The organism is Photorhabdus sp. P32 (assembly GCF_038085095.1).
Lineage (GTDB): Bacteria > Pseudomonadota > Gammaproteobacteria > Enterobacterales > Enterobacteriaceae > Photorhabdus > Photorhabdus luminescens.
Genome location: NZ_JAZGJN010000216.1, coordinates 1 through 24,172, shown reverse-complemented (window position 1 = coordinate 24,172; position 24,172 = coordinate 1). Strand labels below are relative to the sequence as shown.

The 24,172-nt window shown below is 41.8% G+C and carries 19 protein-coding genes; 2 read left to right on the top strand and 17 right to left on the bottom strand.

The window, feature by feature from the left end:
- Both V2H77_RS04970 and V2H77_RS04965 read left to right on the top strand, forming a co-directional pair.
- A partial coding sequence (locus V2H77_RS04970) for a helix-turn-helix transcriptional regulator (protein WP_341497925.1) occupies positions 1 to 246 on the top strand: 246 nt, incomplete at its 5' end.
- 123 nt (positions 247 to 369) lie between these two features.
- On the top strand, positions 370 to 1,239 hold the full coding sequence (locus V2H77_RS04965) for a hypothetical protein (RefSeq protein ID WP_341497924.1): 870 nt from the start codon (positions 370 to 372) through the stop codon (positions 1,237 to 1,239).
- Between the two features lie 224 nt (positions 1,240 to 1,463).
- Here the strand turns inward: V2H77_RS04965 and V2H77_RS04960 are convergent, their stop codons facing one another.
- The 17 genes from V2H77_RS04960 to V2H77_RS04880 form a co-directional block, all read right to left on the bottom strand.
- The gene (locus V2H77_RS04960) at positions 1,464 to 2,366 is read right to left on the bottom strand and encodes a DUF4255 domain-containing protein (protein WP_341497923.1); all 903 of its coding nucleotides are present in this window, start codon (positions 2,364 to 2,366) and stop codon (positions 1,464 to 1,466) included.
- Between the two features lie 24 nt (positions 2,367 to 2,390).
- Positions 2,391 to 4,475, bottom strand: a complete 2,085-nt coding sequence (locus V2H77_RS04955) for an ATP-binding protein (RefSeq protein ID WP_341497922.1) — start codon at positions 4,473 to 4,475, stop codon at positions 2,391 to 2,393.
- A gap of 9 nt (positions 4,476 to 4,484) precedes the next feature.
- Positions 4,485 to 6,443: a contractile injection system tape measure protein gene (locus tag V2H77_RS04950; RefSeq protein WP_341497921.1), complete on the bottom strand. Its 1,959-nt coding sequence runs from the start codon at positions 6,441 to 6,443 to the stop codon at positions 4,485 to 4,487.
- A 73-nt stretch (positions 6,444 to 6,516) separates the two neighbouring features.
- On the bottom strand, positions 6,517 to 7,929 hold the full coding sequence (locus V2H77_RS04945; RefSeq protein ID WP_341497920.1) for a hypothetical protein: 1,413 nt from the start codon (positions 7,927 to 7,929) through the stop codon (positions 6,517 to 6,519).
- 143 nt (positions 7,930 to 8,072) lie between these two features.
- Positions 8,073 to 10,982, bottom strand: a complete 2,910-nt coding sequence (locus V2H77_RS04940) for a hypothetical protein (RefSeq protein WP_341497919.1) — start codon at positions 10,980 to 10,982, stop codon at positions 8,073 to 8,075.
- A complete protein-coding gene (locus tag V2H77_RS04935; protein WP_341497918.1) occupies positions 10,975 to 13,680 on the bottom strand; it encodes a hypothetical protein in 2,706 nt (901 codons plus the stop codon). Before V2H77_RS04935 ends, V2H77_RS04940 begins: the two co-directional genes overlap by 8 nt.
- Positions 13,681 to 13,753: 73 nt before the next feature.
- Positions 13,754 to 14,170 carry a hypothetical protein gene (locus tag V2H77_RS04930; RefSeq protein ID WP_341497917.1) on the bottom strand — a complete coding sequence of 139 codons (417 nt, stop codon included), beginning with the start codon at positions 14,168 to 14,170 and terminating at the stop codon, positions 13,754 to 13,756.
- Complete coding sequence (locus tag V2H77_RS04925; protein ID WP_341497916.1) at positions 14,167 to 14,613, bottom strand: GPW/gp25 family protein; 447 nt, start codon at positions 14,611 to 14,613, stop codon at positions 14,167 to 14,169. The genes V2H77_RS04930 and V2H77_RS04925 overlap by 4 nt, the downstream gene beginning before the upstream one ends.
- A 12-nt stretch (positions 14,614 to 14,625) precedes the next feature.
- Complete coding sequence (locus V2H77_RS04920) at positions 14,626 to 16,227, bottom strand: phage baseplate assembly protein V (RefSeq protein WP_341497915.1); 1,602 nt, start codon at positions 16,225 to 16,227, stop codon at positions 14,626 to 14,628.
- Entirely contained in the window at positions 16,224 to 16,907 is a 684-nt protein-coding gene (locus tag V2H77_RS04915; RefSeq protein WP_341497914.1) for a CIS tube protein, read from the bottom strand. Before V2H77_RS04915 ends, V2H77_RS04920 begins: the two co-directional genes overlap by 4 nt.
- Positions 16,894 to 17,073: a DUF5908 family protein gene (locus tag V2H77_RS04910; protein ID WP_341497913.1), complete on the bottom strand. Its 180-nt coding sequence runs from the start codon at positions 17,071 to 17,073 to the stop codon at positions 16,894 to 16,896. The genes V2H77_RS04915 and V2H77_RS04910 overlap by 14 nt, the downstream gene beginning before the upstream one ends.
- Complete coding sequence (locus V2H77_RS04905) at positions 17,070 to 17,528, bottom strand: phage tail protein (RefSeq protein ID WP_341497912.1); 459 nt, start codon at positions 17,526 to 17,528, stop codon at positions 17,070 to 17,072. Before V2H77_RS04905 ends, V2H77_RS04910 begins: the two co-directional genes overlap by 4 nt.
- A gap of 35 nt (positions 17,529 to 17,563) precedes the next feature.
- Positions 17,564 to 18,754: a phage tail sheath family protein gene (locus V2H77_RS04900; RefSeq protein WP_341497911.1), complete on the bottom strand. Its 1,191-nt coding sequence runs from the start codon at positions 18,752 to 18,754 to the stop codon at positions 17,564 to 17,566.
- A 54-nt stretch (positions 18,755 to 18,808) separates the two neighbouring features.
- Entirely contained in the window at positions 18,809 to 20,206 is a 1,398-nt protein-coding gene (locus V2H77_RS04895; RefSeq protein ID WP_341497910.1) for a phage tail sheath family protein, read from the bottom strand.
- An 11-nt stretch (positions 20,207 to 20,217) separates the two neighbouring features.
- Positions 20,218 to 21,300 (bottom strand): phage tail sheath family protein, encoded by a 1,083-nt coding sequence (locus V2H77_RS04890; RefSeq protein ID WP_341497909.1) that lies wholly within the window; start codon positions 21,298 to 21,300, stop codon positions 20,218 to 20,220.
- 173 nt (positions 21,301 to 21,473) lie between these two features.
- Positions 21,474 to 21,923: a phage tail protein gene (locus V2H77_RS04885; protein ID WP_049585270.1), complete on the bottom strand. Its 450-nt coding sequence runs from the start codon at positions 21,921 to 21,923 to the stop codon at positions 21,474 to 21,476.
- A gap of 971 nt (positions 21,924 to 22,894) precedes the next feature.
- Positions 22,895 to 23,812, bottom strand: a complete 918-nt coding sequence (locus V2H77_RS04880; protein ID WP_341497908.1) for a hypothetical protein — start codon at positions 23,810 to 23,812, stop codon at positions 22,895 to 22,897.
- Positions 23,813 to 24,172 lie beyond the last annotated feature (360 nt).

The window sequence follows — 24,172 nt, the reverse complement described above, 5'->3', positions numbered from 1 at the left end:
GATATAATACTACATTATTTAATTATTTTAAAAAACAAAAAAAACAACATTAAATTAAGTGAAAGAGAAAAAGAAGTTTGTTCTTGGTATTTAATTGGCAAAACAACATGGGAGATATCACGTATACTTAATTGCTCAGAAGCAAATGTTAATTTTCATTTTAAGAAAATTAGAGAAAAATTTAATGTTAATTCTAGAGGCGCAGCCATAATAAAAGCCATTGAAAATGGTCAAATAGAATTATGAAGCCTTGTTTTACTATCAAATCTGATAGTTGTGATATAAACAAAATAGTGAAAAACTTTACTAGGAAGTGAATGAGGAACAATTTAATTTCAATTAATACACTTTAAATTAAGTGAGGATTTTATGAAAAAGCCTATTGTAGCTTTGCTCCTTAGTATTGTCTTTTTTTCAGCAAATACTTTTGCTTTCACTCAAGCGGAAAATGAAACCGAGGTACAAAATGATATCGCTAATAGATTAACTCAACAATATAATAATACCGTTAAAGATTGTGGTGATGCTCAATCACCCGCATTTCTTTGCTCTGGAGTTTTGATGAGAGGAACTCGTCCGGGATTTAAATTTTGGAAGTTAAATCCATCTTCTATAAAAAATAATGGAGTTTCTTTTTCATATTTAAGAAAAGATTCGAAATTTGGCAATACATTTGCGAGCGTTAATGGTTTTATTCTTTTTCCTGAACAGATGGCCCCTAAAGATAGGGTTAAAGTTCCTGTATTATGCTCCTATGTTCTTGATGCAAATACTTGGGGGCGTCAGGGAAATTATTGTGGTGCGCCGCCTAAACCTTCAGATGCGAAATCATGCCAAGATTTTGGTGTTTTCACAGCCCATGAATTAAATAAAGCCATTGCAAGAAAATCTGCATGGGGAATCTGTGCATTTGATGTTAGACCGACGGCTAAAAATCCAGCAGATGCTTTTTATCAAACATTACTTGCAATGCCTTATCATGGTAATGGTTTAAATTATAATGAGATAGTCGTTCAACCTTGGGATGAGAATAAGCCGCAAACATTACCTATTGAAGCCCTTTTTTATTCAGAAAATGCAGGTTTAGTTAATGCACAAAAAGATCAACGTGATTATAAAGATGAAACAGGTAAATTTTTACCTATTGTTAAAATCAAATTACCTAAAGGTGTAAATGTAAAACAGGCAACAGATGCTGTATTTACATTTGACCCTAAAGATCAAGTTGTGAATCAGTAATATACCCTATGGATTTCAAGATGCATCGCGACGGCAATTTATTTTACGGCATGAATGAGTAGAAAATAAAAAATGCGCCACGGATGGCGCAGAGATATTTAGTCTGATATTGTACAGTTTATTTTCTGTTTATCAGATTAAATGTTATTAATACGAAAGTTGGAAGAGCATGTTTTAATTTGTTGTTATTCTCGCGTGGGTATTCTATTGAATAAATAATAACTTTATATTGAAATTAAATCATCAGAATTTTCTTTAACGATAATAATACCTATCCCATTTACTTTAACCACGGCTTTCTGGCTATTTACCCATATGGAAAGAATATCTTTTATTTTAGGTAAATAGGTTGAGAGAGTAATGCCTGAGACTTTAAGAATAACGCTTTCTTTTCCCTGATCTTGATTATTTTCTGTATCGGATTTCGTGCTCAGATTCACTTTAGCTAAGGCAAGACGCGCATCTTCTGTACCGCCTAAATCGGCACATAATTTATCTGCCAGAGCTTGGTTTATTTGTGAATTATCCAGACTGGGTTTTTGAACCACGGAAGTGGATATCTGGCTAATTGGTGTCATATTGTCTTTAATATCTTGCAGCTTCATCGGTGCAGTAATGGAATAGAGTAAAGAGAGGCGAGGGCGATTGCCGAGAGATTGCCAAAAATTACCCAGGCTATTTAAGTTTTCCTGTTGGGGAATAACCCGGGTATAAGCACCGGGAATGCCGGTTAATTGGCGATTATTGATTAATGCATTTAAAACCCGTGTCATCACTTGTGCAGCTTGATTATTGGGTTGGCTGTCTGGGCTGGAGCTGTCGCTAGAGGGCTTACTGGCATCCCAGTAGGTAATTAAATAGTTACAATTGATATTGACCCATCCCGGTAATAATGTGTTGGTTGCCGGGTTATAACGTCTTGATTCGGCGGATCGTAATTGTAGATCTTCATGGATTTCATAAAGAAATACACTGACTGTCGGTTCTGATTGAATGGAATTAATTTCGGGTAGATCAAAACGAATATCAATTTTCTGACCGGCAATGTCTAAATATTGAGATAAAATAGTATTTAATGCTTGATTAATCTCGATAATCGCATTGTCAGATGCAATGATGGTTGTCATGTTTGTTCCTGTTCTATTGAATATTTAAAAAGCTAATCGGCCGGTTTTATTTAATTCAAGTATCACAGCTCGATCTATATGTTTATTTTCGATTTGTTCACAATTATCATCTGCTGATAATATTGATGACAATAAAGCAATATTCCTGATATTAGCACCAGTTAAATCAGCCCGTTTAGCCAGGTGGGCAAAATCAATTTCATTGGATAGTGTCAGTTGTTCCGGCCAAATGGCTTGCCACATTTTTTTACGTAATGCTTCATCAGGGTAAGTAAAACGGGTAATAAAGGTAAAACGGCGATTAAACGCACTGTCTAAATGATTGCGATTATTGGTGGCTAAAATCACTAATCCCGGATAATTTTCCAGTCGTTGTAATAGGTAAGATACTTCAATATTTGCATGTCTGTCTTTGGCATCTTTGGTCTCACTGCGTTTGCCAAATAGGGCATCGGCTTCATCGAAAAACAGTACCCCGGAATCCGCTTCGGCCAGATCGAAAATACGGGAGATATTTTTTTCCGTTTCACCGATATATTTATTTACCACGGTAGAGAGATCAACCTTAATCAGATCAACACCAAGATAACCGGCAATGACCTCAGCAGCCATTGTTTTGCCGGTTCCTGACTCACCGTAAAATAGGGCGCTAATTCCGGTACCGTAACTGATTTTTTCCTGAAAGCCGGCACCCAGAATTTGGTCACGGTAATTAATCGCTGCGATAATTTCTTTTAATTGTTGCGCTAATGCGTCTGAAACCACTAAATCGTTAAAACTGCGCTTTGGCGTGATTCGTTGAGCTAATTTGCCGAAATTCTGTTGGGCGCGGAAACTTAATGCTTGACGCAGATCGGTTTCTTCCAATTGGCCTTCGGGTTGTCGTACCATTTGATATTGATAAGCTTCTGCAAGAATGAGCGGTAATGTTTCCGCGGTAAATGAAAAACGCTGACATAGTTGAGTAATATTAATTTTTTGAGTGATATTTTCTGGTAAACTTGCTTTGAGCAAGGTTTTTTTATCCGTCAATGTCGCAATGGGCATATTAATTTGCACCATTGGTAGATGCTTAATCCAGACGAATGACTCTCCCGGTTCTACCAAGCAAACTATGCGTAATTTTGGCTGATGCAGCAAAATAGATAAATCGTGGTGTAATATTTTCGTTGTTTCTGTAAGCAAAGAAAAATTGCGGATTAATAAACAAGCGTTATGTAACCGGGTTTCTCGTATTGCGTCCGCTAGCAGGTCGGATATTCTAGTTATATTTTCTTCATCGGTCAGGTGGGCTAAATCAAGCGTTAAGGTATTAATGCCATGAGATCCCATAATGTTATTGACTGCTAATTCTCTGGCGCTGCCTTCTTTTCCTCTGAGTATTATCAATGGACGTATTTCGTTGGTTTCATTTAATAATATCTTTTCAAATGAATGATAAAGAGTTTGTGGATACCAATTATATGAGGCAGGCGTTTGCCAGTTAGCACAGGTTATCAAAGGGGATAAAAGTGTTCGTTGTCCCGATAAAAAATGCCAGACAGCATTATGGGTTAAAAATTGTGTTTGTAACCAAATAGATTCTTCGTGATTATTGAGTAGTAATAATTGGTTACTGATTAATGGTGTTTGCGGTAAAAAGCTGTTTTGCAGTAATTGCCGATCACTTTGATGTTGGCTAAATAATTCAATGGCTAAAGCGAAGCTAGGCCGCTGTTTTTTACTGCTACCATGTAGAACGGCAAATAATGCATGATAACGGCTATCGAAATGGGGTAATAAACCTAATAATAAAATATCACGCTCAAATTCAGTCAGTTCAAAACGTTCGACCAATAATGATAATGCATCAAGGGCAGGGCTTTCTTCGATTTCTGGATGGCGAATAGGATTATTCGTTTTTGCCAGCCAATGAGGGATGCCTTGCGGTGATATTAAACATTGTTCTACTTCATCTTCGGTCAGTAAAAAACTTTCCGGTAATGAATCGTATTGGTCTCCCTTTTGATAATAGTATTGCTGTAATAGCAGATCGATACGTTCCAAATGGGGATAAATCCAGCGTAATTCAGCCACGTTACAGAGGTTATTTGTGAGTAGGTAGTCCATATAAACCTTCTAAATATTTTTCCAGTCAATCTTTAAAGGGTGATCCAACCAAGGAAGTTTGGCGATATTTAATGGCCAAGGCCAATTGGACAATAGAATATCAAATGGCTGATGCTCTACCGTGATTTTGATTTCTTGCTCATTTATCAACAATTCACCGGGCCGTTGTAAAAATAATTGGCGAACGTCATTGCGGCTTAATTTTTTCCAGCCGGAAAGTTGGCTGATAATGGCGTCTAACCATTGATCTATTATCAACTGTTTTTCCGGTTCAAGTGGGAGTAATTTAATTATTTCATCAACCATTAATCCACATAGAACGTTATTCAGAATTTTTAGTTCTGCTGGTATTTCTTCTTCTCCCCAAATCAAATAGTTAAGGAAATTAACCGCGCTAAATTGGGCTTGACGATGGATAAATCTTTGTTCTTCAAGTAAGCTAAATTGATTAAATAATGCGGGTAGCATCGGCCATAAAATCAATATGCCGGCGTTATTCACCTGATATGGAAGAATTTGTCCGGGTAATAAAGTTGATTCAGGATGTACTTTTCTGATAGTTCGGCATTGGCTACATTTATTATCTTTAATAGATAGGTTATTTGATGCTGATGATATCTTATGGTTTTCTGATATTAACTTTTGATTTGCCGAATATTGATATTGCTGAATATTTTGCATATCAACGTGAGTAAAGGCTAATTTATTGCTAGATTTATTTTTATTTGCATGGTCTGAAACAACATGTTCTGGAATATGTTGGTTTCCCTGAATATTTTTGCCGTTAATATCAGTAATAGCCGACTGTTTACTGGATTGATTTCTATTCACATGGTTTTGGGTAAAATATTCAGGTAAATATGGCTCTTCCCGAGGATTAATGTTGTCATCATGAGTAGTAATTGATTTTTTGCCGAGTATGTTTTTATCCGTATGATTTGAGGTGAAATATTCAGGTAAATGTTTTTCCTGTTGGATTTTCGAGATATTGCTATGAGCAGCAGTTAATTCTATATTAGAACGATTTTTATCTGTATAGTTTGCAGTAAAATGTTCCGACAAATATTGATATTCTTCATCGGATAGATATTTTTTGCTGAGTCTTGCAACAGTAATAGTTTGCCAGATCTGTTTTAACCAACTATTTAATGGAATATTGTGAATGATAATCTGGCGAAATAACCTAATAATAGGTTCTGCATTAAGTGCGCCATTATCTAATTCAGTGGTGATATGTGATAGCACTTTCGCATCCAGTTTAGGTATCTCCTGTGTATTATCTAGCTGTATATATTGCAAAGCATTGAGTATCAGTTGCCCTGGGGAGACAAGCTCCCCTGGATATTGCAGTCTGTTTATTTTGTCGGATAGTCTGTGGTTAATAGCGCTTAATAAATCGGGTTGATTGAGATTTAACAACCGTTGTAGACTTGGCTCGGATAAACAGCTTTTTGCTAATAATAGCGCTAATTTATTCTCTGAGCCAGCTAACTGATTAATTAGTCGCTGAATATTGATATCAATATTTTGATGATTGTCTATTACCTGCATTGAATTTGATATGGAATTTTCCTGATTTAAATAATGAATGAAATTCTCAAGGTCAATTAGATTATTATATAATAAAGATGAGGTGTTGGTTATTTTCTGTGGTTTTGATTGTTTTAGGTCTATGTTTTTCTCCTGATTATTGCTTTTATATTGACTTAATGTTTTATTTAGCGCAGTATTAAGTCGTGCAGGGAATAGTGAATTAAAATTATGTAAACTTATTTCACCAAGATCCAGAGTTAATGTTTCTAAATATATGCTCTGATTAATGGGATGTTGAGTAAAAAATGTGTTAAATAACTTATTGATATCAGTTTGATTAAGCAGGGAGCCATGCAATACCTTTTTAGCTACCTGTGAATTATTAGCCTCGATAGTAATGCTAATCCGGTTTAATAGATTTGGCTCCAAAGTCATATTTAATATCTCAATTTTTAATTGATAGGTATGGAAATATAAATATATTTATATATGAATCATATTATCCTGATTAATTTTTCATGATATATCTCATATAATTCGCATTTATTTCTAAATAATTTCCCGCATTTAAGTTAAAAGAAACAAATGTCCTGTTACTCCAACCTGAGACTAAATTAATAGCACCTCCTCTTGGGTTATTTAAATTTGGTGTTCCATTATTCCCATCACACCATACCCAGCCATTAGGTAAACTAGCATCACTATAAAATGGCACAATTGTTCCTGGTGGGATAATTAGGTCAGCGAGTGCTGATGCAATTGATTGTATATCAATGCTTACGCCATCACTGTCTACTTTAATACCACTACCAGCCTTAGCTTTTACAGAGACGCCATTACTGTCAACGTTAATACCATTACTGGCCTTAACATCCAATCCTCCCCCAACTTTTACCCCCCAACCAAGATTTACAGATATTCCCGTAGGATCAACGCTAATTGTGTTATCTTTGGGTTTTACAGAGACACCATTCCCATCAGCGGTAATACCATTGCCGGCCTTAACATCTAATCCATCACCTATTTTTATTCCCCAACCAAGTCTTACGGATATCCCTGTAGGATCAACGTTAATTGTGTTGTCTTTGGCTTTTACAGAAACCCCATTCCCATCAACATTAATACCATTACCCGCTTTAACTTTTACACCGTTTTTACTTAAATTCAAACCACTGGCGCCGCTTGATCCATGTGTATCACCTCCTTCTAGTTTTAAATAAATACCCGTATTGTCAGTGACTTGAATACCTCCGCTATCCCAACATTTAACACTGACGCCATCTTTATCAACGGAAATACCGCCATTATCTTTAGGCTTTACAGAGACCCCATACCCGTCAACATTAATGCCATTACTTGCTTTAACGTCTAATCCTGCTCCACCAGCTTTTACCCCCCAGCCAATTCCTACAGATATTCCGTCAGGTCCTACATTAATCGTGCTATCTTTAGATCTTACAGAAACCCCATTCCCATCAACATTAATACCATTACCTGCTTTAACTTTTGCACCGTTTTTATTTAAACTCAAACCACTGGTGCCACTTGATCCATGTGTATCACTTCCTTCTAGTTTTAAATAAATACCCGTATTGTCAGTGACCTGAATACCACCGCTATCCCAACATTTAACACTGACGCCATCTTTATCAATGGAAATACCGCCGGTAGGATTAGTTTTTACTGATAGCCCAGAGTTATTATTCAGTTCTAGTCCTGAATTTGGATTCTCAGTCTGATCGGGAGCTTTGCCCACTGCCCGGCGACCAATATCAGCAATATCAATCAGGTCTGAATAATCCGTTTGTAGCGGAATACTGCCTTCTTTAAAACGATTTTTTAATTCATCTGCTGAAGGTCCTATTGATTCACTATTTTCTGTATTGGATTGCGAAGTCGATAGGTTATATTCTTTTTCCATTTTGCTTACCTTATATATAATATTGAATTATTCTGTTTTAAATATTCTGTCAATATTGCCGTATAATGAAATGGCAATCAGAGAGAATATTTTATTTAACTATGAAATCGATATTATCCAACTAATCTATTTTTGCGATTATTTTACTCAGATTTAATATTAACCTGGATTTTTGGTACATATAATAACTGATTATCTTTTATTACTTTTTCATTCCATTCGGTTCCAGAGTCGCCAATAACTTCTTTGCGTTGCTGTTCAGTGGCGATCCGCATATTACCGGTACCGGTTGCCGTTGAAGGTAGACGTCCTAACGTTAAGGTTTCTAAGATATTATAAGCTTCATCACCCAGAGGCGCGCCGTTGTTCTGCCAACGCTGATAAGTACTGGCAAAATTCTTGAAATGTTCTGGTGATAGCCAGTGGAAAATCATGGAAAGATGGGCGGGAAACTCGGCTAAGATCTCTGTTTTTACCCACGCCTCCAGTTTATAAGGATCGACCTTATCATTCTCAATAAGCTGACGATTAATTATTACACTGACGATAAATGAAAAACGGTCAGCCAAGGCGTATTTTTCATTAGAAAAGTACCAACGATAGCGCCATGCATCTTCTTGTTTCGGAAAATCATATTGTTGGCTTGATATTTTTTTAAGTAATATCCGGCCTTTAATGCGATCAAATTCCACTACTTGTGCTTTAAGTGCATAATCGGCGGGAGGATCATTATTAACTAATGTTTTTGTAACTAATGTTTTTGTTGTCGGCTCATCGGGGGTAATAATATATTTCAGGGTGATTTCATCATTTATTTCGATCATCGCAGGGAAGGGACTTTGGGTGCTGGAGGTGATCCAACGTTCATCTTCTGTTCCCGTTTGATATGTCTCACTGGCATAAACCAGTTGATAATCCATATCTTCCATCCATACCGGGCTATTACACCAGCGTAAATTACCTTGTTCAAACGCGGTTTTCACGCGATCTAAATTACGCTCTAGATAACTGCTATTACGGGTGTCAAGTGAGAAGGCGTCTCCGGTAATATCGGTGATCATTTGGCCCCGTAATGTGAATTTTCTGTCGCCTTCAATAATAATCAGATTAATCACTTGACCATGCAGTAATTGGTCTGCCGTTCCTTGCTGGGTAAGGATTAATTGATGATTTTTAGCGTTGGGCTCACTTTTTATTTCTAGCTTATCGGGCTTTTGCTCACTGTCGAATTTTTTGTCAGGTTTTACCGGTAATAGCTGACGATGTTCAATCAGATAGAAAGGTAAATTAGCCAGGTTGGGTTTTTCTTTGAAACATTCTCCTCCCAGGCCAATGCGGGCGGCAATCCGTTTTTGCAGCGCGGACACTTTATCAACACGAATATTATTACGCTGATAGGTTAATTCGGGTTGTTGCGCCAGATAACCGCGTTGAGTAGAGAGAAAATCTAATGAATCCAGAGTGAGCGGTCTGGCCGCGCGATGGGTACCAAAATATTCCAGTAAGTAATTCAGGATTGATAATTCTTTTGTGTAATTTTGTGGATGGATACCGTCATCACTGTTAATTTGGGAATCATTATTTAGTTGTTTGATTAAATCGGGCATGATTTCTTGATGGACTTTCTGACTGACAGTATTGGCTTTAAAAGGCCATTGTGCGCCGTATACCGTATTTCCCCGTTGTTTAAATGCCAAGAGTTTCGGCAAGATAGCGAGTTCGGCGCAGCCGTTAGCCAATATCTGCTCAAACGGCAATATAAATTGGTGCAAGTGTATTTGCTGTTGAGTCTCCGCGTAGGTCTGTAATCCATAGCAGGCGGGTAATTTATTGCTGACTGGATAGTAATCCAAAACTTTACGATGTTTGCCCCAGTTTAATAATTCGGGCTGCGTCTCGATTAAGGGTTCTGCAATAATCTTGCTCGCTATATCTTGTTTAGAAACGGCGACTTTTACGCCGCCTTTGGCGGTAATGATGAGCGGGCTTGCTGGCGAGGAAATTAAGCTTAGGGGATCGTTACCCCATAGTCTGGGATAATATCCTTGAGCGATGATCCAGGACCAATTATCGTCCGTCAGCGGAGAAATATTTTCATCGTGCTTGCCTAATGCCAATCGGGTAATACTTTGTACCCCGGGGATAGCCAGTAAACGATTAGCCAAATGGCTGAGTTTTAATTCTGTCGGCTTGGTGTAATCTTTGGCCGCCGGTAATTCGGGTATCCAGCCGTGATGTAAATAAGGTCCCGCGAATATTTCTTCATTGCTGTAGCCTAATTCTTTCATGGCTTGAGTGGTATAACGTAACGGTGTTGCCAGTACCGTTTGTGTTGTTGTTATATAGACTTTGGCGAAGATGTCAGTAATATCTTTAACGTCATCATCCAGCTCAATATTAAGCTGTAAGAGAAAATCCGTTGGTTGTAGCCAAATAATTTTACTGACGGATTCCCCGAGATTACGGTTGTTTTTTAAGAAAGTCGCCAGACTTTGCTGCGCCAATGTTTTATTGATCTCAGTTTCCCGGCTAGGGAGTAGATAAAGCCAGTAATTGCCTCTCAGTGTTAATTGTTGACTGTCCGGCGTTTTAATAAAACTGTATTCGCGTTTTTCTTTGTTATACCAATATTCATAGCGTTCGCTTGCAGGTTCACGAACTAGCTGTACGTCGTTAAAGAAGAAATAATCTGCATTGTTGCTGTTATCGCTACTGTGCAAATCCAGTAAGGCGCGGCGATAATCGTCTGCGGTAATCGGGCCGCAGGTCAGCATTTGTTGCGGGCCGAATTCCTGTGGAAAAATACCATCGTCCGGTGTCTGTTCTTGTTTTTCCGGGGTAAGCAGATCGCGCAGGGGGAGCGAATGGCGATAGGCTAAATCGGATGCGCCATAACAACAGGCTTCTAATAAGGTAATACCGGGATCATTTTCCGCTGTATTGCTCCAGAGTTGGCCGGATTGTTGCTCAATCACTGTCTTAGCCTGAGTCAGTAAGGTATCAAAGGCAATATCGTCTTTAACGATGGGAAACAGGGCATCCTGATTATTCATGGTTTGCTCCTTTATTAGCGAAACTCTTTTCTGACCAAACTAAAATCAGTACTTCATTAGCAGCGGCTTCTACACTGTCGCCGATTGCTTCTGCGATTTGGGATGATTTTTTCAACGTTAAGTTGGTGACCCGTTCAACTAAAGGTGATTGCTGAATCTTGGCTAATAATGGGTAGTAATCAATGCGATTACCGGTTGTTACGCCGATAGCGTTATCTTCCGCCCACGGCATATATTTTCGGCTGAGTTCCTGCTGTAACTGATGACGGCCATAGTCGGGATTAATCCCTGCGACAAACACCAGTTGATAGTTGATCAGCACGTCAACGTAGGTAGGGTTGTCGATTTTGACGGTGGTCCAGGGACTGCTGAGTCGGCTTATCCAGTCGGCCATTTCCGCCAGTCGGGCCGGATTCAGGATTGGGCGTAGCGCATCGTCGTTATCTTTGTAACGGCTATTAGGGATCACAATCAGTTGTTGCGTTTCCGGGGCCGGGATTTTGGTTAATTCATTGGCGGAAGGGTATTTGACATCAAATATGCTGATAAAATTCTCTTTCAGTAGCGTAACGATATTATCCCAACTTAAAGCACGGTTACGATGGGACAATCGGGGCGGAATTCGCGTAAGAACAGCGGATTCTGTTTCTTTCGGACGACCGTTCCAGGAAACCCAGGGTTGCTTCACACGGCTAATGGCGACGGATGCGCTGACGGTTTGCTTGATGCTATCGGCGGCCAAGCCATTGATAAAGTGATCATTTTCAATACTTTCTGGGTTGATTAACGTGGCAGTGGCGGCGTTGTACAGTATGCCTTGCATTCTTGGGTAATCTTGAGGGGCGGTCTGCTGAGTTATCTCCGCTTTCAGCCAGTATCGTCCTGTCGGCATCAAGGCGGCTTGATTTGATGCGTCCTGTGGCAATAACGTACTCCATATCCCCCGGTCAAACAGGTTGTGAGTTTGATCGTGAACCAGTTGATTTAATGATTGCCAGGTGTTTTGCTGATTCAGATAAGACCAAGATAGCGTAAGTTCTTGAATTCCGACCAGTTGCCAGTATAGGGATAACGTTTGTCCCGGCAACACGTTGGTGAAACCTAAATAGAGTGCGTCATTGGCGAATGAAGGAAGTTCTTGGTTTGGGTTTCCCCAACCAAAGGGAGTCAGGGGATAAACGGTATATTGTTCAGTTTTCACCGGAGTGCTGAATGTGATTTGCAACGCACTGATTTGTGGAGTGTAGGGTAAATTTTTACCGGTCGGATCTTGCCAGTATTGGCTGTGCATAAAATCCTGTTCCGCCAATTCTATGCGCACTGATGCCGGCCAGTCATTGGGGGAGGGGCTATCAGTAACCGAGTAGTTCATTGCCGGTAAGGTAAAACTCAGGCTTTGCCCTTGAGGTACATCGGTTCCGCCAAATAATGATGGGGTTCCAGCGAGCTTTTTTCTTTCCTGCGGCGTGATTAAATAGCCCTGTACTTTAAACGCGCTATTGTCAGGTTCAGGGTTGTACCCTTTATACCACGCTTTAAAACTCTTGGCGGGTAAGCCAACCCATTGCGGAGTCAGGGTAAGCGTCGCATTTTCAGAACCATACCATTCAGGGGCGACCAGATTAAAGCCGGAACCCAACGAGGGAAATTGACCAAAGGGGAAACTGGTTTTATCTGTTTGTTCAGTTCCGCCATCGGAGGCATAGCGCACGCTACGGTTGCCGTTAATATTGATTGCAATACCGGTTATTTTGGGCAGTGTGGGTTGCTGAGTAGTGCCTAATTTTAATACCGGCACGTTGAATGTCATGCCATCAAGGTTATCTGGCGGGCTGATAGGATCATCGGTGGATGATAATCCCAGTTCAATATTCTTTTTGTCGATAAGTTTTACCGACAACGATAACCAGTGATCTTCTGCACTGATTTTAGCGGTGAGGTGTTCAGCTTGACCTTGCCAATCGCTTGCCAGCGTCAATGTGATGTGACGTTCTCCAGCGGGCATAGCAAACAAAGAAGAGGTAATCAGATAACCGGATAGAACCGCCACATCATTGGCTGTTGGGCTAAAAAGTTGAATACCGTTTTCGGGTAATGCAATGTTATCCGAAAGGCTAAAAGGTATTGCTGATTGCCAGCCATTGTTGCCGTTTTTTCGATACCAACGCAGGTCGGTCAGCGCCCCTTGATTCGCCAATAAATCCGCGTCTGATGCATACTGTAACGAATTGCCGGCGCTATCTTGCCCGGCATCAAATAGCGTGCCTTGTGCTACCAAAAATTCCGCGTTATCCGTATTCAGGACAACGCTGATGGCGACACTATCCGCCTGGGCGTTTCTGGGATTCAGTCCTAATAATTCTCGATAATAAAGATCACGGTGTCGTGCCGGGAAGGTGTTTAATAATCGATTGGTTGTTTCTAATAGTTTTAAAAAAGCCAATATAAAAGCCTGATGTGGCGGTAAAAGGCCATTGGCTTGATTAACTTGTTGGTAAATATTGGCTAATTGCTGAGGATTATTTTTCTCAATAAAGTAAAAACTATCCCAGAACTGTTTTTTATCTTGATCGAAAGGAATGATGGCGGCGTATTTTTTAAGCCAGTTTAAAATATCCAGCGTAGTTCTTTCATCAAGTTTAAAAACAGTATTTGGCACGATAGCGGAGAGTTTATTATCTAACTCGGCCTGTCCCATATTGACACCACCTGTTATTTGAATGTATTCCTGATTAATTGTCAGGATTTAAAAATAAGGTTGAAGGGAGGATTTATCCGGCACTGACGAAATATTGGCTGGCAATAAAACGGCCTTTTCCCATACTCGGCGTTGTCACATCCGGGCCGCTCGATGGATTATTCGCTGGTTGCGTCGGGGTGAAACGGGCGGTAAATTGCTGCCCGACCACGATCACCGTGGCAGAACTGCGGCAAAAGTTTGCCTGCTGGCTGGCATCCAACTGAGCAATGGTGACCATTCCCATGCCGGGTATCGGGTGGCTAGGGGTAATATATTGCGCCTGAAATTGGACCTTTTTTTCGTCACCGACAATGGCGATCTTTTTGCCTTGAATCTGGGCGTGCCCGCTGCCTCTCATGGTGGCTGGTCCCAGAAGCGTGACTTGCCGGTTGCCGAATAAGGGTTCAAATAGCAGATTGTCGCCATCCGCCACTAATTGTTTACTCATAGGTTCACCCACACTTGGCCTTCGTTGACCTCAAGGATGCCATCAATTTGTTGGTTGATTTCGCTGCCTCTCAGGGCGTAAGTCACCTGAACATGTAGGGTATTGGGCAAGTCCGTTCTCTGATTTACCTGAATCATCGTGATTTCCGCGCGTGGTTCATAGCGCAGTACCCGCTCTTCAATGCGAGTTTGGATTTCTGCTATCAGTGCATCATTGATATTGGCAAACAGATAATCATTCAGGCCACAACCATAATCTTCACGCATAATGCGTTCGCCGGGTTCAGTGAGAAACAGAATTTTCATGCTTTGGCGAACATTCTCCGCCCCCGCTGCCATTTGGACACCGGTGGGTATTTCTGGATGCGTATTATCTTTAATAAAAAACTGTGGCGGAAAAGCCCAACCCCGGCCATAAATATCGGCTAATATGTTGTCTGTCATTTTGCTGTCCTATTATTGTGTTAAGTTAATTTTCGCCCCTTTAATATCGACGCCGGATTTTCCAGCGGCTGACAGAGATTTTTCAGCCTGTATATTAATTTCCTGGGCTTTGGTAATGAGATTCTTCGCCGAATCTAGCGTGATATCTTTATCCTGTTGCAGTGATAACGCATGTTTTCCGCTATTAAGGGCGGCAATTTTATCTTGATGATTGAACACTAATGCTTGTTGAATATCCCCTTGTTTAATAACCAAGGTTTTTATGGGATTTTTTTCGCTGGGTTCTAGCGGGGATTTATTTTTCGGGTTGTGCATGGCGCCTAATATCACCGGGAAGCGGGGATCACATTCAAAGAAGCCGATAATCACTTCATCCCCCGGTTCCGGGTAGAAACAGAACCCGCTTTCATGACTGGCATAAGGTTTGCCCAGTCGGGCAAAAAGCACGCTGTTGGTTAAATTTAACGCCGGTATCCTGACTGGGATACGGTCCAGTGACTGCTTATCCTGTTGGTATTTTTCCACCATCCCCACATGCAGCTCTTTAACCTGCGGGACCGCCGGTTCTGTCTCCGGCAACAAGCCCAGAGTTAACCGGGTGCGCCAGCCTTGCCGCTGATTGATAGTCTGACTGACGCCGGTGATAATCCCTTTACCATCCATGCCCTGACCAAAGCCGCTTAGTGCAAGTAGATCGCCCGGTTGATAGCGGCTATTCCCGGCAACTTCAACATTGCCGGAGACATTATCTCTTCGCAGGTTATTCATGATGCCTTGAGCAAGGTGTTTGGCTTGTTCATTATCTTGCGGATAGCTGAAAACCCATTGCCATGTCTGATCAGTTAAAGTTGCCAGACTGTCTGGCGCGAGTTGACCACTGCCAAGCCGGCTGTTTTTTGCCTGAGTGGCCTGAGACAGTTTTTGTTGGGCGATATCCCAGGATTGTACGCTCACCGTTTTGGGGCTGTGTCGGTTATCCCATTGCAGATCCGCCTCAAACAGCACAATGTCTTGATCGCCGGCACGTTGTTTAATGGTATGCACGGTTGATTGATTAAGTGATTCCGGCGTTGCCAGCGTGACAGTTTCGTTACCGGGTAATAACCAGATATTGGTCGCGGCCAACCGGTTTTTTAAGAATTTCCAGTCATGGCAGCGAAACTGGACCATTTGCTCATGCTCAGTTTTAAGCTGAGGCGCCTGTTTTATCGTGACGGGTATCCCTGCCTGACTGAATAGTTTTCTGATAATAGCTTCATCACTTTGTTGACTGAATAGCTGTGAATGAAAACCGTCAGTGAGTTTTTGCAGTGGATGTTTCGCCGTTAGGGTAACCAGACTGTCCTGACCTTTTAACTTAAGCGCTTGTCGAACAATGATCCCCTTAAACAACACGGTTTTTTGCAGTTGTACGATCAGTGCTTGATTGGGCCGACAGCCTGTCAATTCAGCTTGCGCTTTGGCGGTAAAAATCGCGTTGGCGTCGCCGGCTACGCTAAGAGTGATGTTGGCTGTGGGGATGCCATTGATTTGATGGTTTACAGTCAGGCTAATGACAGAAAACTGGCTGAGGGTTTTTCCCGCTATTTTAACGTCTATCGCCGGTATCTTCATGCGTCCCCCTGTGCTTGTAGCGTTTGCCCCGGGGTGAAATCATCCAGATTATCCAGATTGTTTTGCCAGGCGAGGGAGAGATAATCAATGCCGCCTGCCAGAGAAGCCCCGGCGCCTAAGGCGATTAACGGCAGAGAGAGCATATCGGTCACGCTGACTGCGGTGATCGGCGGTGATTTTAATTGTTGCTCAGTGGCTTGAATAACAAAGCTTTCGTCCGCGACTAAGGATAAGGTGGCGCTAGCCCGTAATGGCATCGCGTCACGATCAAATAGGGTGTAATTAATCGCAAGGCCGCTGGCTCGGCAGGCGAAATAACCTTTGTTTTCCCAACGCATTTTGCCCCATTTGATTTTGAGGAAGTGGGGAACGCTGGTGCTGGCATCCACTGTACACAGGGCTTTCAATGTCGCTAATTGGGTTTCTACCGGAATATTGTTGCCCGGCATGGTCGCGTCAAATAGCAGGACTAACGTCAAACCGGCGGGTTGCGATAACACATAGCGGCTGCTTTGGCTGGCATTGTTAACGCTTTCATCCTGTTGGTAGTGGGTTTGATAATCGAGTTGAATCCCATCAGGGTTATACATCGCCTGTAAGCTGCCTACGGAGATTTTCCCTTCCCGGTCTTTAAAGGCAGTCAGAGTGAGTTTGGACAGGCTGCGCTCAATTAAGCTCATAATGGCCTCCCGCTTCACGCAACGCCTCTAACACTTCCCGCTTGACGATCTCGATCAGACGGGCGTTATCCAGCGTCTCTTGAGCTAATGTTCGTGGGGTACCGGGTTCATTCACAGAATCGACGACTTTGGCCTGAATAATCAGCTCTTTAATTTCGACGGTCATACTTTTACTCCTAACCAGCGCATATCCTGATAACGCAACTCCAGTGAGTTCACCAAAACGGTGTTGCTATTGGCGTCAAAGTCGCCGGTGGACCAGCGCACCGGTAGCGCGTTGCTTAATGTCCAACTTGCCACGGGTAACGAATTTTCATTCAGTAACATAATCACGACATCGGCATAGACCGCTTTTTCGCCACGCAGGACGCGATCAAACACCAGCGTCAGCGGCGTTACCGTCATCACGCCGCGCTCCAACACCAAACTGCCATGTTGGATTTTTTCAGCCAGCCAGGTATTTCTGGCGTTTTCCCCGCCCTGACTGTATTGGCTAGTTTGTAACTCACGGCTCAGCCCCGATATGCGTTGAAAGGCGATATCCAGTGGACTGGGAATGTTGTTAAAAAGAAAACTGGCGATAAAACGGTGTGATACTACCGGGGTGTAGAGGTTGTTCATATTTTGCCTCTGTTTAACTTTTGCTTCTGTTTAACTTAGCGGGTGGCGCCGGTACGGGTATCGAATGTCAGGCTGAGCTCAATAAATTCGGCAGGCATTAAGACCGCGAGGCTGATTTTTATGATCATTTTTCCGGCCCGTATATCGGTTTCACTCATTGATTCGCCCACACCTAGCAACACCTTGAACGCTTGATCTTCTTGGGTGCCTCGTAGCCCGCCGTTTAACCATAACTGACGCAGCCAGTTATAAGCTTGTCCTTTAAACTTCATCCAAGTGATGGCGTTATTGGCTTCAAAGACGAAGGCCCGGCCTAGTTGAGTCATATGAGCTTCGATATAAGAAACCAGACGACGGATCTGGATATAACGCCAGAGGGAACCGGGAGTGTTGTCCAAAGTTCGGCATCCCCAGATCCTGATGCCTTTGCCGGGAAAGCTGCGCACCAGATTCAGTGAGGCGCCATCCGGGTTAAACAATGCATTGGCTTCAATATAAGCGCGTACCGGGCTAATCACTTTGGCTAACGCGATGTTGGCCGGAGCGGTCCATACGCCTTGTTGGTTATCGTTACGCTGGATAATGGCAGCCACTGCGGCGGTCGGTGAAAGCACGATAGGGTTTTGCGCTTTATCCTGATAGGCGCTTTTTAGTCGCGGCCAGTATACGGCGCCCCATTGTCGATCTGCGGAAGAGAATTGAGTTAAACACTCAGCGGCTAATGTGGGATTGTCTGGGGCATCCAATAACCCCATGATACCGCGTCGGCTTTTGCAAAGATTGAGCACCGATTGCCAAAATTGTAACCAAAGATCTCTTTGGCTATAGGAAACCTCTGTCTGATTAAAGCGGATAACATCCGGGGTGATAATCAGGGTAATGTCGTTCTCTGCGGCAATCGTTTGAATCAGCCACGTTTGTTGCAGTGCGGTGATCAATGACGAAAAATCGCTTAATTGTTTCTCTGTACCTAATGACAGCACATAGGCTTGTTGACCGCCGTTTTCAAAGAAATGGCGCACGGAATAGTACATTAATCCTGACTCAGGAAATGACCGGGCAAAATCGGCCAAACTATTGAGCTTGATAGCGGTTTTATCGTCATCGTTTTTATTAACCGGAGGAGGGGTATAACCAATAAAAACCGGTATACCGATAAACGTGTCATCCTGTTTTGGGGATATCATGTTTTCTGTGATGGTGACGCTCGGCTGTGTTATTTCCATTATCGTCTCCTTAACGACTGAATAGACGCGGTGTTTAGCCGCGTCTCAGTACGATTACTGTGCTACGTTTTGTGAAAACTGAAGGATAATAAATTCAGCCGGACGTACCGCGGCCATGCCCACTTTGACAATCATTTTCCCTTGTTTAATGTCGTCGTCGGACATGGTGATCCCTTTACCAATCTGAACAAAATAGGCTTCCTGTGGTTTATTTCCCGCTAATGCCCCTTGTTGCCATAAGGAATAGAGATAGTTGTCGATGGCTGACTTCACCCGTTCCCAAGTGGGCTGGCTGTTGGGTTCAAAGACGGCGGATTGCATAGCTTGTTTGATATCCCGCTCTGCGCTATTAAAGAGACGCCGTACCGGAATGTAGCGCCAGTTGTCATCATTTTGCAGAGTACGTGCGCCCCATATCACAAATCCCCGATGGTTGAAGTAGCGAATGGCATTGATGCCCTGTTGATTCATGGCGCCTTGTTGATCGTCATTGAGTCGTTCAGTGACGTCGCTAATTCCGCTTAGCACGACATTCGCCGGCGCTTTCCAGACGCCACGGCTGACATCAGTGGCGCAGTAGACGCCCGCCATGACAGCACTGGCAGGAATAGTGTTGCCGTTGGAGGCTATTTTGTCCTGTATTGCTTTAACCGCTTGTTGATAGACAGTGAGATTTTTCTGTTTAAGTTGCGCCAGATTTTTGACTTCGTTTGCTGCTGCATCTTCATAACCTGAAACTGCGATCAGGCTATCTTCCACTGGAATAAGTTGTGAGACTTTCACCGCCGGATAGTAAGTTGCGGTTTGCGATTGCACATTAACGCCCGGTATGCTGGTTTTAGTTTGGCTGTCAGCGATCAGGAAATAGCCGGTATTCAATAATGCGGGTGTTAAACTGCTGTATATTGCACTCTGGTAGGAAGAATCCTGTTCAGGGCAGACAATTAAGGTAATCTCCAGAGCTTGCTCAATTAACTCGGGGATTAATGCCAAAGTGGCGGTCTCTTGGGGATTAGCAACTGGCAGGATATAGCAAGGTCCACCGCCATTTTGAAAATAAAGTTTTACCGCATCGCTACTTGTTGTGTAGGTACCGACAGCCACAGCGTAAGTGTAGCCGGAGTCTGCGTTAACAGCGATATTGGCAGTAGCGACGATATTGGTAGAGGCAACAGCCGCTGCATCGCTTTCAACGTTCCCGGAAGCAGGAGAGGGCGGCGGTGGCGTTGGTTTAGTCGATGTAATGGCGATTGACGTAATACAACCGACATTAAATAGCGTCGTAAAATCCAGCCAGCTACTAACGCGTATCGCTTTTAGGGGTGAGCTAGTTTTTTTGGGCTGGAAGCGGCCGATAAAAACCGGGATTGCGGTGTTCCCGTGGCTGATGGAGAGCGATAATGACGCATCTTCTTCAATATAAACGCCGGGATAGGTCGGAGTTGTTGGCATGTTGCCTCCAATTATTGTGCGATATTCTGTGTGAACTGCAAGATAATGAATTCGGCTGGACGAACCGCAGCCATGCCGATTTTGACGATCATTTTGCCCTGCTTGATATCGTCATCGGTCATGGTGACGCCTTTACCGATTTGAACAAAATACGCTTGCTCAGCTTTGTTACCCATCAATCCGCCTTGCTGCCAGAGGGAATGGAGATAGTTATCAATCGCCCGACGTACCGCTTCCCAGGTGGGTTGGCTATTAGGTTCAAACACCGCGAAACTCATGGCGTTTTTAATATCTCGTTCCGCGCTGTTAAACAGGCGGCGAACCGGGATATAACGCCAGTTATCGCTGTCCTCAAGGGTTCTGGCTCCCCAGACCAGCGTACCGCTCTTAGGAAAGGTACGGATCATATTCAGCGCCTTGCCTTGGTTATATTTTCCTTGCAGGTCATCAGTCATCGGATATTTAGGTTGTAATCCGCCCTGAACAGGAACGTTGGCGGGAGCTTGCCAGACGCCTCGGCTATTATCGACACTGGCATAAATACCGGCCATGACGGCACTAGGTGGAATATCAACCAAGGCTTTCTTTTCTCCCCATTCAGCGGTCAGCCAGGGGTAGTAAACCGCGCCATATTGGGTTGCTGAATAAGATTTAACAACATCGTCTGGTTGTAGGCTGGAGGTTATTTGGGTTATAGGGCCATCAAAAATGGCGAATAATCCTTTGCCTAATTGACAAAGTGTCCCGACGGCGGTGGCGATCTCTTCTCCGGCGGCCACTAATAGCGTGACATCATCAAGTACTGGAACTTGCTGTTCTAAATCTTGGGTTTTGATGAGGTAGCCATATCCGCCGCCATTAATAAAATAGGCACGCAGTGCGATATCAAGTTTATCGGCGGGATCAAATTGTCCACCTTTTAGCGTCAAATATTCCAGCCAGCTACCAATGCGAATATAGGGCTTACCTGATATTAATGAATTATTATTTGCGACGGCAAAAACAGGCACTGCCGTTGCGCCTGAACGAACAGAGAGTGCTGGTGTAGCGTCCTCTTCAATATAAACGCCGGGATAAGTTGGGGTTATTGGCATATTGCCTCCAAGTTATTATGCGATATTTTGCGCGAACTGTAGGGTGATGAATTTGGTTGAATTAATGAGCCATGCCAATGTTGATCATCATGTGTTAGCGCATAGATAATTGGCGATGTCAGACAATTGTTTTCTTCAATATAAACAACGTAATAAATCGTTATTGTGATCTATTAAGGTGCTTGAATAGTGACTCGATCCGCAACCAATGCTATTTCTTGAATAGCGATATCATTGCTGGCGGCGTCAAAAGAGGGGGAAGTGAATGACGTTGGGAAGGCATTTGTCACATTCCAGGTCATCAGAATTTCGGTGCCGGCTTCGTTGGTCAGACTAATGGCGATATCTTTTTTCTCAACTTGATTAAGTTGAATCGCATTAATCCAGTCAAAGAGTTTAGTGTCGCCAGAGAAGACGCCTTTACGCAGAGTAATATTGATCGATTGGCGTTGGCCCGGCATTTTATAGTAATTACCGGTACCATCTTTATATTCGATGACGTCATGAGAGATATCGAGCCCGGAAACATTGTTAAAAGGGATTTTCTCATCACCAATAGAGACAACAAACCGATAAGCAGGAATCGGATAGTCGACAGCAATTTGTTCTGGAGTTATAGCCATAATTTTTTCCTTGATTGTTTACATTTGAAATATAAGAAAAAAGTCTATTACGTTGTTTTCCTTAGTACCTAACGATTGGGTATAGCTACCGCAACAACCTGATTTATAGAGGTTATTCTTTATATGAAATAACTTATACCCTATGGATTTCAAGATGCATCGCGACGGCAAGGGAGCGAATCCCCGGGAGCATAGAGAACTATGTGACCGGGGTGAGCGAGTGCAGCCAACAAAGAGACAACTTGAAAGATAACGGGTATAGAATCTATTTCAGTTCATTACAAAAAAGCCAAATAAAATAGCCTCAATGGGCTAAGTAGTTATTTGACGATTATTTAAATCACCTTACGTGAAACAAAATGATTATAGATACGGAATTTCCAAGTGCGATTATCAATTAATAATAATAATGATTGTTAATTGATATAGTATGTTTTGATAATTTTATGCATCAGCATATCTTGACTGATTTCTATAACAGGGAAATAAAAACAGATTGTAACTTTAATCTTGATTAATATTTCACATCCATGCTGTCGCGTATTGCCAGAGGGTTGTGTTTTATTTTTCAGGTTATTGTTTCAAGGGTAAATGAATCATGGTAATAAATGAGGGTATTTTCTATTGGTTGGGATAAATAGATTGGTTTTGTTTTTCTGTTTATGATTTTATCGATAAATTAATAACAAAGTAAAAAGTTAATCGCATCAATGATTATCATGGAAATAAATTAAGATGTTTATTTAAAATAAGTGTGATCGGAGTGTGGTATTTAGTGTGTATAAATATATTTTAAATAATTATGAAAGTGGTTTTAATAATGGGTAGGAGAAAGTAAATAATAGTGAGCCACAGATGGCGCAAAAATTATTTGGTCTGGTGTTGTTATTTTCTGCCCGTTGATTGGGTATTCTTGATAAGAAAAAAGCACATTATACGAAATACAACATATGAAGACTGGTTAATCTCTTTTATTGCTTTGGACCAGGCATTTTATGCCAGATATTTGTGCCTTTCTTTTTGTATTCAGTAATATAACGCAGGGGAATAGGTGTAATAAATGTCAGCTCTTCTGTAAGCGCGGGCATCATTGCGACGAATTCTGATTGTTGAAGAGTCTGATGGCTCATCAAAAATTCGGGATAATTAACTCCTCTTCTATTATCTTGTTTAATTTGCTGACCAATAGTTTCTTTATTCATCTCCTGCGGTATTAGTCTAGGAATTTCCATCTTGTACAGGTAGGCAGCGTGTCCCCCATATCCCCCACAATCTGTATTTATTCCTGTGGATACATAGTTCCTATTTGCACTTCTGACATGCCCTACCATATGCGCTGATGGCCCGTCACTAGCAAATGCTTCCGTCAATTCTTGCTTAATCTCGGTAATATCCTTTTTTGACCAGGGATAAAATCCACCTGCTGCTACGATTTTTTCAGGATCCCGATTATCTCCTCTGAAAATAATGACATCTTTTTGATCTGTCAGTTCTAATTCATGTTTGCCAACCAGTAAAGTTGAAGATGCTATGCTATTAAAACTTGATGTTAATAATGTCTCAGGATCTATAGTGGAAGACGCTGGTCGATTGGCTGGTGATGTTGAACTTTCCGCAGTTGTAATAACTGGAAGTTTTGTTCCCTGTAATGATTTTGGTTTTGGTTTTGGTTTTGGTTTATTAATATTTACAGAAGAGCTGCTTGATGAAGAGGACATCGTAAATTGGGAAGAGGGTTTCTTGTTGTCAGATAATCCTTTTGCATTCAATGCCTTTATACGTTCACTTATTGTCAGCATACGGCTAGTAGGAGCTAAATTATCACTATCTATCAATGTTTGTGATGAGATTTCTTTTTGCTTTTCATCGTTGTTAGATTCGTTTTCCATTTTATCACCTGTTAGTTTTGAGTAAGAAATATATAAGGGATAAATAATCATATTAAGAGTTTATGTTTAATTCAATAGCCTTACCTTAACAGCATAATTTTGTACGTTTTCGTTTTTTTATTTAACTGTTTGTATTTTATGAGGGAATCACAAGATAGATAATTTAATTGAAATTAGTTTTCAGACTTGTCTTATTTTTTTAATGAACATTTTGTTGCAAGAAAAACTGACTAATCAGAAAAATAATAAAATAGATGGGTTTTAAGAATGGGTTATTATAGGAAATAACGGGAGCTATGTTATAAAATACAGCTCCCGGTTTTTTTATATAAATTAGGGTATACCCGTCATCTTTCAAGT

What these genes read in the sequence shown, in the direction of transcription:
- V2H77_RS04895 (WP_341497910.1), bottom strand. Translation starts at nt 20,206, where the DNA reads ATGCCAACAACTCCGACCTATCCCGGCGTTTATATTGAAGAAGATGCG.
- V2H77_RS04880 (WP_341497908.1), bottom strand. Translation starts at nt 23,812, where the DNA reads ATGGAAAACGAATCTAACAACGATGAAAAGCAAAAAGAAATCTCATCA.
- V2H77_RS04965 (WP_341497924.1), top strand. Translation starts at nt 370, where the DNA reads ATGAAAAAGCCTATTGTAGCTTTGCTCCTTAGTATTGTCTTTTTTTCA.
- V2H77_RS04930 (WP_341497917.1), bottom strand. Translation starts at nt 14,170, where the DNA reads ATGAGTAAACAATTAGTGGCGGATGGCGACAATCTGCTATTTGAACCC.
- V2H77_RS04890 (WP_341497909.1), bottom strand. Translation starts at nt 21,300, where the DNA reads ATGCCAATAACCCCAACTTATCCCGGCGTTTATATTGAAGAGGACGCT.
- V2H77_RS04955 (WP_341497922.1), bottom strand. Translation starts at nt 4,475, where the DNA reads ATGGACTACCTACTCACAAATAACCTCTGTAACGTGGCTGAATTACGC.
- V2H77_RS04900 (WP_341497911.1), bottom strand. Translation starts at nt 18,754, where the DNA reads ATGGAAATAACACAGCCGAGCGTCACCATCACAGAAAACATGATATCC.
- V2H77_RS04925 (WP_341497916.1), bottom strand. Translation starts at nt 14,613, where the DNA reads ATGACAGACAACATATTAGCCGATATTTATGGCCGGGGTTGGGCTTTT.
- V2H77_RS04935 (WP_341497918.1), bottom strand. Translation starts at nt 13,680, where the DNA reads ATGGGACAGGCCGAGTTAGATAATAAACTCTCCGCTATCGTGCCAAAT.
- V2H77_RS04905 (WP_341497912.1), bottom strand. Translation starts at nt 17,528, where the DNA reads ATGAACAACCTCTACACCCCGGTAGTATCACACCGTTTTATCGCCAGT.
- V2H77_RS04950 (WP_341497921.1), bottom strand. Translation starts at nt 6,443, where the DNA reads ATGACTTTGGAGCCAAATCTATTAAACCGGATTAGCATTACTATCGAG.
- V2H77_RS04915 (WP_341497914.1), bottom strand. Translation starts at nt 16,907, where the DNA reads ATGAGCTTAATTGAGCGCAGCCTGTCCAAACTCACTCTGACTGCCTTT.
- V2H77_RS04960 (WP_341497923.1), bottom strand. Translation starts at nt 2,366, where the DNA reads ATGACAACCATCATTGCATCTGACAATGCGATTATCGAGATTAATCAA.
- V2H77_RS04940 (WP_341497919.1), bottom strand. Translation starts at nt 10,982, where the DNA reads ATGAATAATCAGGATGCCCTGTTTCCCATCGTTAAAGACGATATTGCC.
- V2H77_RS04945 (WP_341497920.1), bottom strand. Translation starts at nt 7,929, where the DNA reads ATGGAAAAAGAATATAACCTATCGACTTCGCAATCCAATACAGAAAAT.
- V2H77_RS04910 (WP_341497913.1), bottom strand. Translation starts at nt 17,073, where the DNA reads ATGACCGTCGAAATTAAAGAGCTGATTATTCAGGCCAAAGTCGTCGAT.
- V2H77_RS04885 (WP_049585270.1), bottom strand. Translation starts at nt 21,923, where the DNA reads ATGGCTATAACTCCAGAACAAATTGCTGTCGACTATCCGATTCCTGCT.
- V2H77_RS04920 (WP_341497915.1), bottom strand. Translation starts at nt 16,227, where the DNA reads ATGAAGATACCGGCGATAGACGTTAAAATAGCGGGAAAAACCCTCAGC.